We start from the raw sequence: 8,598 nt of genomic DNA, 5'->3' as shown, positions 1-8,598 counted from the left end.
TTCTGTTAGCGATAGCAGTGGCACCCCGGATGGGAGCGGCTGTGTGGGATAGGGAAAACAGAAAGTGACTGCAAGAAACTTGTTGTTTGACCATAGACCACTAAGCCGAACACAACGGAGTAGAACGGATAGCGCAGCCAACAGCCTTATCTAAATTTGAAATTGGAGATTCGATATTTGAAATTGAACCCCTCTACTTTCTATAATTCTTAATTCAGCATTCTTAATTCTTAACTCATCATTCTTAACTTGTATTTTATACCTTATATGTAGGGCAATAAAAAAACTGCTTTTTGCGACTACGGAATAAAGTACCTCGAATATTGATTGATATGTATCAACTTATGTTTACATATTAAATTTGCCCTTTATCTTTGCCCGGTGCTTAATAGGGACTTCTTTTTTATATTAAAATTAAAAGTCTTAATTTACCTACATGTTCTAAACCATACCGTTTAGGTGATAATACGAGCATTTAATTGATTGACATAAAAACTAAACTAAACATTAACTATATTATTCTGATTATTAAACCATCAGTCACTGAACTAATAGACTGAATTACACGTATATTTTATAAGGGAATCTACATCGACTTTTTACAACTATCCCCTTAATAAAACTTACTGTATATGAAATTTTTAACATTGCTGATCGCAACGTGCTTTTTGTTGATCTACTCCAACACATCTTTGGGGCAGTTTTTACAAGTAGCTGATGCTGACCAAACCTTGAACTGTGCGCTATTTGGAAACCAAGCCAGTTCTAACTTTATCGACTCCGGAAACCAAGGAGCGGGTTATTCTGCCAATGAACAGGATACCATTACCATTTGTCCTGACCTTGTCAATGGAACAAAAGTTTCTTTGAGAATGGGTTCTGCCTATGGTTTCCCTTTTGACATTCATCCTAGTGATACACTTTATATCTATGACGGCCCTGATGCGAGCGCACCCTTGCTTGGAGCCTATAACAACACTAATATAGGTGCTGGATTTAGCCTAAGCGCTAGCTTTACCAACAACCCTAGTGGTTGTTTAACCCTCTTATTTAGTTCTGACGCATCAAATGAAGGAACGGGTTGGGAAGGAAACATTGCCTGTACTACTCCCGCACAACCTTTCGATGCCACAGTAGAAGCATACATCAATGGAGCAATGCCTGACGTATTTGATTCTACCACCGGAACCTTCATGGATATCTGTATTTACGATTCAATACTATTTATTGCCAAGCCTACTTTTCCTTATTCATTTGAAACCAATGGATACGGTTACAGTCAGACCCCTGAAAACGTAGAATACATTTGGACGACTAGCGATGGTGAAGTATTGGAAGACAATGACAGCGTTTGGTTTGTGCCGCCGGGGTATGGTGGTTATTACATCAATTTAGAAATAAAAGATAGTTATCCTCAATCGATAAAAAACTATGGAAGCATACGCGTAGGTTCAGTTCCTGTTTTTGCACCCTCCGCTATTATAGACGACAGTATTTGTTTAGGAGACTCGGCATTGATTAGTACCGGACCGGTTATTTACCCTCCTGGGATTTTTGAAACAAATAACTTTTTTGAGAAAATACAGAACCAACTCATCCCAGATGGAGATGGAAACAACTACGTAGCTAACAACGTTGTGAGTACTTTTAATGGTGCAACCTTAGTTGATGCTACCAGTATAGATGAGATTTGTGTGGACATAGAACATACCGATTTATCTAACTTAGAAATTGTTGTTGAATGTCCGAACGGAACACAACTCACCCTAGTAAATGCCAGTAATGCCTCCGGTGGTTTAGTACCTGGTGGATACTTGTCAAACGGTATAGCACTTGGAGACCCTTCGACCATTGCCGGGGTACAAGGTACAACCTGGCGTTATTGCTTTGATATGAATGCCACTTTGGGGAGTTTTCCTAACGAAACTGGAAATTTGGTAAATGCTCCGAGTAACCCTAGTATATTAACCATGGATGAGGACACCTACCAACCTGAGGAAAGTTTTGGTGCGTTAGCGGGATGTCCTATAGACGGAACATGGAAACTGATTGTAAGAGATAACATACAAACAGGTGCAAACGATGGATATGTTTCGAGTTGGAGAATCTCCTTTGATAAAACATTAGATCCGAATGCTCCTACTTTTTCCAACACTGTAGTAAGCGAAGGTTGGGTAGCTAACTCAACCATACTTAGCATGAATCCGGATACTTCTATTTGGGTTTTACCTACACAATATGGATATACTGGTTATACCTATGAAGCAACCGATAATTTTGGTTGTACACACGATACGGTTGTTTCTATATATGTAACACAACCACCAGTATTGCCAAATGACACCTTATTATGTGATGATACTTTATTTGCGGTTGATGCCTTTGCTTCTTCTGGAGGTTTTTGGACATCATCTAACCCTAGTGAAGTTAGTTTTAATGATTCTACTTTAAATAACCCTGATGTTTATTTCTCTGCTTTGGGGATTTACACTTTATACTTTACAGACACCGTTTGTGGGATGATGGATTCTATGGAAGTCAACCACGGTTTTAGACCTTCTATTTTTGCAGACACCAATGTTTGTGCGGACACTTTCCAAATTACGAACACGGTGACTTATCAAGGAGGTGTTTGGTCGGCAACCAATGGAATTCTCTTTGATGATAATTTGGCCGACAATCCTTTAAGCTATATTGGAATTGATGGACAGAGTATATACCTATACCTTTATAGACAATGCTTGTTTAGATACGTTAACCTCCATAGTTTCTTTTTACCCTGCACTAAGCTTTAGTCCAGACACACTAGTTTGTGATTCTATAAGTAATGTAGCCGTTTTCAATTCTGAAAATGCTGGAAGTTGGTCGAGCGACAGTTTACAAATTACCTTTGTTAGCCCTAATGATACCATTACAGATGTCTTCACTTCTGAATACGGGAACTACAAATTGTATTATACAGATAATATTTGTGGAAGTACAGATACGATTAACATCACTTTTGCTTACCCTCCTCGCACGAATTTTATAGATACTGTGGTATGTGATAGTTCTTTCCAAGTTGTCAACGTTGATTCTTGGAATGGTGGAACGTGGAGTAATCCTTTCCCAGATGTTATTACCATTATTGAGGACACGTTGGATAACCCACTCATAGAGCTAGACACAGCAGGAACTTTTGAATTTATCTATACAGATAATCAATGTTCTGTTTCTGATACCTTGCGTATTTCTTTCTATGGTGAACCTCAAATTATTGGTCAGGATACCTTATGTGGACTACAAAATGAAATCTACTTGGCAGACACCATGTATGCGGGAGGAGTTTGGACAACGAGTGATCCAGCAAATATTAGTGTAAATGATCCTTTTTCATCAGATACTGTATTTACCCTAGCGCAAAACTATGGTACGTACACCATTTATTTTACAGATAACCACTGTAACAAAACAGATAGTTTAGCACAGATATATATAGAACCCGCCAATATCACTGGAGCAAGTGACACCATTACCTGTGACGGTATACACCAAGTTGCTGGAATTGTAGCTCCGAATGGAGGTACTTGGGCAAATCCCGACCCTAATAACATTACCATTAACAGTGATACGGACAATAATCCACTCATCACCCTTAATACCTTTGGAACCTATAACTTTGTTTTCACACAAAATACTTGTGGGAATGTTGTAGATATAGACATCTCTTATTTCGATGCCCCTACTATTAATGGAGCTGATACAGTTTGTGGATTAACCTCTCCTTATACTGTAAGCAACGCATATCCTTCTGGAGGAAGCTGGTCAACTACCGCTCCTGAAATTAGTTTCTCTTCTTCAACAACAGCAAATACTGATATCACAGCCACTACCTATGGTTCTTATTGGGTCTATTACGAAGAAAACTACTGTAACAAAGAAGATAGTTTGTTTATCACTTTCTTACCTCCAGCGGTAACCAACTCTTTACAAGATACAGTGTTGTGTGGTTCAACTTACCAAGTAACTGGGGTGAATTCATTAAGTGGTGGTGTATGGACAAATCCATCACCTTCTGACCTTACTTTCTCTGATCTTGCTGTAAACAATCCGTTGATAACTGTAAATAATTTCGGAACCTATACGATTACATTTACACAAAACACCTGTCCAAATACTGAAAGCTTTACGCTAACCTACCTGGATAAACCCGAAATTTTGGCCAATGATACAACATGTAACACGGTTATCAACTTAACGATAGCGTCTAACTTCCCAGCTGGAGGTGTGTGGAGTACCAACGCTCCAGAAGTAAGTTTGAACACGCCAACGAGTACGGCGACGAACGCCACTTCAAACACACCAGGTAGTTATTGGGTATATTATACAGAAAACAACTGTGGAACACAAGACAGTATCTTACTGACTTATGCCTCAGCTCCTGTATTTAACTTAAGTGATACAACGATTTGTGACAATCTTTATCCTGTTTCTGGAGTTTCTAGTTTCAATGGAGGAACATGGAATGCAAGTGATGCATCTGTACTTTTCTCCGATGAAAATGTGGACAACCCCAATATCACTTTACTCAACCCTGGTACTTACACCATCACTTTCACAGATGATCAGTGTGGTGCAAGTAATCAATTCGACATTACTTTAATTGCCGATCCACAAATCGTTGGTTCTGCATCAACCTGTACGGATGATTTGAATCTATCCTTAGCAAATTCTTTTGTACAAGGAGGAAGTTGGTCGACCAACTCTACTGACTTATCCATTGACAATCCTACTTCTGATGCCGTAACGATTAGCAATACCAATGATGGAACATATTGGGTATACTACACAGAAAACCAATGTAACCATGTAGATAGTTTAGAAGTTACTTTTTACGGTCCACCAGAATTTACTTTAACCGACTCTTTAATCTGTGATACCATCTTTACGGCCATTGGTGTTACATCAACAAACGGAGGAACTTGGACGGTAATCCCTAACTCAGGTGCTACCGTACTTACACCAAACGATGACAATCCAGATTTACAATTTTTCCAAACGGGTGAATACACTTTTGTTTATACCGACAACCAATGTGGCTTCACCGATAGTGTAACCTATGATTTTGTTGCCTATCCTCAAGCTACGATCACAGAAAACATGGTGATCTGTCCAAATCAGGTACCTGTGCAAATAGAAGTTGATAACCTTACAGATGTAGACAGTCTTGTTTGGTTCAACGGGTCTGAAGCAGATAGTGTTCTTATTGAGTCAGAAGGATACTGGACCGTACAATTGTTTAACGATTGTCACATAAGAGAAATGGGTACACAAATTTTATTTGACTTCTGTGGTGTAGAAGTACCGAATGTGATTACACCCAATGGAGATAATATGAACGATGTACTTACGCTTAACATAGGAGAAATTGATGAGTTTTACATGCTCATTGTAAACCGATGGGGAAATGTTGTGTACGAATCGAATGATGCAACAGAAGCTTGGGACGGTACCAACAAAAATACTGGAACACCTTGTTCTGATGGAACCTATTTCTACAAGGTAACTTATAAGCAAACCGCGGCCAACCAAATGGAAATGGTAGAAGGTTTTGTTACAGTAATTCGAAACTAACAGAAATAAAAAAGGCGGAGTGTTAAATACTCCGCCTTTTTTTATCTGATAATTCTTTTATGCTAATTCTTCTATGTTTGAAGTAATCGTATCATAGACCTTCTCGGCTGTAATTTTTGTAATACAATCACAATCTTCACCTTTCGCGCACAATTCACAATCTTCATCGTGAACGATTACTTTTGTTGCTTCACCTAAAGGCATCCATCGACCAGGATGAATTGGTCTTCTTGGTGAAAATAAACCAATTGCTTCTATTCCCAGTATACCTGCTAAATGTAAAGGTCCTGTACTACACGCTACCAAGGTATCCATTTGTAGAATAAAACTCTGTAGTTCTGCTAAAGTCAATTTTCCCGTAACATCAAAAACATTTTGAGCAGTGGGAATACTTCCACGTATATTCACCCCTTCCTCATTTGTTCCTGTGTAAAAAACTGCATGACCATTATCCGCCAACAATTTAGCTAAACGCGAAAATTTTTCAATGTCCCATTCTACCGCACTTCCTTGTGATCTTGCGTGTAAAATCACCTTCTTTTTTCCTTGCTCTAAGTTCAAACCCTCTATAGAACGTTGAATATCTTGCGGCAAAGTACCCTTGGGGTGAAAGTCAGCCATCAAAGCAGATAATTCCTTTAGACTTGGAAGTTCTTTAATACCATAACTTCTTAAAAGTTCAAAATTCAATTGAGCTTCATGGAATTCAGATTTTCTACGCGTAAAATTAGGTTTAATGTTACACGACAAGAAATGATAACTGCGGTGCGATGTTCCTATGCGGAAAGGTATTTTTGCCTTCTTAGCTAACTTAGCAATCTCTTTATTTGGGAAAACGTGAATAAAAACATTTGCTTCAAGCTTTTTCAACTCTTCTACACGCGATTGAACAGGTAGTGCTTCTATTTTATTCCACTCCAAAATTTCATCAATGAAAGGAGCCGACTCCAATACAGGTCGCGTATAACTTTGACCTAGGAAAACGATTTTACATTCTGGGAACTGTTGCTTCAACCAAGCACACATGGGTAGCGTTAACACTACATCACCTATGCTATCTGTTCTACTAATTACAACAGTTTTATTATTAAGATTTATTGTTTTGCTCACGATTTAACCTCCTCAATTCTTTGTATTTGTAAATGTTCGAGAGCGCAGATATTTGTGCTATTTTAAATCCCATTTTTCCGTCCAGAAAACCGAGCTTAATAAAATACATACCTACAAATCGAACCAACGCGCTAAGATAGGGTTTTAAAATGGATGCCCTTTTACCTTTAACATTCATTTTTTGAGCAGTCAACCGTGAATATTTATCTGCCCTACTTCTGTGGTCTTCGAAACTGTAGTAAGAATAATGGTGTAAATCTCCTTTAAGTAAGACGGGAGTTGGATTTCCTTCTACTTCTAATTCTTCATGCACGTAGGCTCCTACCCATTTACTACTTGCTTTTGGAAAAATTCTAGTTTTCACATCTGGATACCAACCTGAATGCTTGATCCATTTCCCCAAATAATTGGTCATACGGTTTACAGCATAAACCCCAGTTAAACCTTTCTGTTTTTCCGCTAAAATCGATGTCTTCAGTTCTTCACTTAGGGCTTCATCTGCATCAATGGAAAAAATATAATCGAAAGAAGCTAATGCGTTTAAGTAGTTTTTAGACTGACTATAGCCTTCCCAAGCTCTTTTCTCAAATCTTACTCCGAGCTTGCGACAAATTTCCTCTGTCTTATCGGTAGAAAAGGAATCTAATACAATAATTTCATCGGCTACACCCTCCAGAGAAAGAATACATCGTTCTATATTTCTCTCCTCATTAAGTGTAATTATTGTCGCAGAAATTTTAGTCATCTAAACGCAAAGAATAAATAATGGCTTGTACTCTTCGGATATAAGGTACGGCTGAAGTGGTTGGAATTACATCCACAAATCCACTTACGGTTACCACTTTATTGGTTTTTGGGTGACGGAAAGTAAAACTCCAGAACATTCCACCTGAAGGTTCCATAGCACCCGTAAATTTAAACAACCCAGTAAGTTCGTATCCTTCTATAGTGTTTAATGTTAACTGCTTGCGAATTGGAATTACAGCCGGGTGATATTGCGTCCCCATGTAAACCCCTTCATACTCATGGGGTACGTTGTATTTTAAAATCGTATCTCTAGAATTCAACATGGTTTGGTATTCTAACAAACTAGAATCTGTGAATGAATATTGCCAAACCATAATACCGTATTGGTTGAAGTTAGTACGTGTAGTTTGGTAAGAACCTCCCGCTAAATCCATCGGCCTACTTTCATCTGGGAAGGCAATGCGCATAAAATTTTTCAACTCTCCCGCTACACTCGCATTCTTCGGCAAATCTAAATGAATTCCAAATTTCTCTGCAACGCGTTGTTCCACCATTTTACCAGGTTCCCTTTGGTTGCGTATCACCTCTCTTCTCCACGCCATTTTATCATAACGGTGGGCGATATTCCACAATTGGTTTTCGCAAGCTGCTTCTATATCTTTTACATTATTTGCGGAAATGTACGTTGCCATCTGTGTAGCCGCGTAATAACTTTCTTTTAAATCTATTTCTGGTTTTCCTGCTTCCACTTTAGGATCTAAGGACAAAACCATTAGGTTTCTAACACGTTTATTGCGCTTTTCGAATTCTTCAGGAGTAAGGTGATAAGCTTCAAATCTCTTTTGAGGTGGATAGAAAGGTCTGAAATATTCTCCGAAAACTGAATCTAAAGCCTTTTCTACACGCGGTGTCCACAATTCATCCGGACAAACAACAGCCATCAAACCGACTTTACCTACCACCGGAAAAGTAGATTGCGTATATCCTTGATTTTCTGAAATTGTGGTTTTCCCATTTTCCGTAGAAGTTTCGGATTTTACCACTATACTTGAGCTAGATTCTTGATTTTCTCCACAAGAAAAGAGGAGAAGAGATAGGGTTACTAAGCTAAAAATTGAGTTTCTCATA

At 38.5% G+C, this 8,598-nt stretch carries 5 protein-coding genes; 2 read left to right on the top strand and 3 right to left on the bottom strand.

What is annotated here, in order from left to right:
* The first annotated feature begins 632 nt into the window (after window positions 1-632).
* Together BM327_RS14020 and BM327_RS14015 are read left to right on the top strand one after the other, a co-directional pair.
* A complete protein-coding gene (locus BM327_RS14020) occupies window positions 633-2,795 on the top strand; it encodes a hypothetical protein (protein ID WP_090252034.1) in 2,163 nt (720 codons plus the stop codon).
* Window positions 2,704-5,613, top strand: coding sequence for a T9SS type B sorting domain-containing protein (locus tag BM327_RS14015; RefSeq protein ID WP_090252029.1), 2,910 nt, complete (start codon window positions 2,704-2,706; stop codon window positions 5,611-5,613). The genes BM327_RS14020 and BM327_RS14015 overlap by 92 nt, the downstream gene beginning before the upstream one ends.
* 57 nt (window positions 5,614-5,670) lie before the next feature.
* Here the strand turns inward: BM327_RS14015 and BM327_RS14010 are convergent, their stop codons facing one another.
* From BM327_RS14010 to BM327_RS14000, 3 genes are read right to left on the bottom strand one after another with little or no spacing between them, the layout of a single operon-like run.
* A complete protein-coding gene (locus BM327_RS14010; RefSeq protein WP_090252026.1) occupies window positions 5,671-6,723 on the bottom strand; it encodes a glycosyltransferase family 9 protein in 1,053 nt (350 codons plus the stop codon).
* Window positions 6,701-7,468, bottom strand: a complete 768-nt coding sequence (locus BM327_RS14005) for a glycosyltransferase family 2 protein (protein ID WP_090252022.1) — start codon at window positions 7,466-7,468, stop codon at window positions 6,701-6,703. The genes BM327_RS14010 and BM327_RS14005 overlap by 23 nt, the downstream gene beginning before the upstream one ends.
* Window positions 7,461-8,597, bottom strand: a complete 1,137-nt coding sequence (locus BM327_RS14000; RefSeq protein ID WP_090252016.1) for a DUF4837 family protein — start codon at window positions 8,595-8,597, stop codon at window positions 7,461-7,463. Before BM327_RS14000 ends, BM327_RS14005 begins: the two co-directional genes overlap by 8 nt.
* Window position 8,598 lies beyond the last annotated feature (1 nt).

This window comes from Lishizhenia tianjinensis (assembly GCF_900116425.1).
Taxonomy (GTDB): Bacteria; Bacteroidota; Bacteroidia; order Flavobacteriales_D; family Crocinitomicaceae; genus Lishizhenia; species Lishizhenia tianjinensis.
The sequence above is the reverse complement of the archived record's forward strand: the minus strand, read 5'-3'. Positions and strand labels throughout refer to the sequence as shown.

Coding starts and splice junctions, on each gene's coding strand:
- BM327_RS14020 (WP_090252034.1), top strand. CDS start 633: ATGAAATTTTTAACATTGCTGATCGCAACGTGCTTTTTGTTGATCTAC.
- BM327_RS14015 (WP_090252029.1), top strand. CDS start 2,704: ATGGACAGAGTATATACCTATACCTTTATAGACAATGCTTGTTTAGAT.
- BM327_RS14005 (WP_090252022.1), bottom strand. CDS start 7,468: ATGACTAAAATTTCTGCGACAATAATTACACTTAATGAGGAGAGAAAT.
- BM327_RS14000 (WP_090252016.1), bottom strand. CDS start 8,597: ATGAGAAACTCAATTTTTAGCTTAGTAACCCTATCTCTTCTCCTCTTT.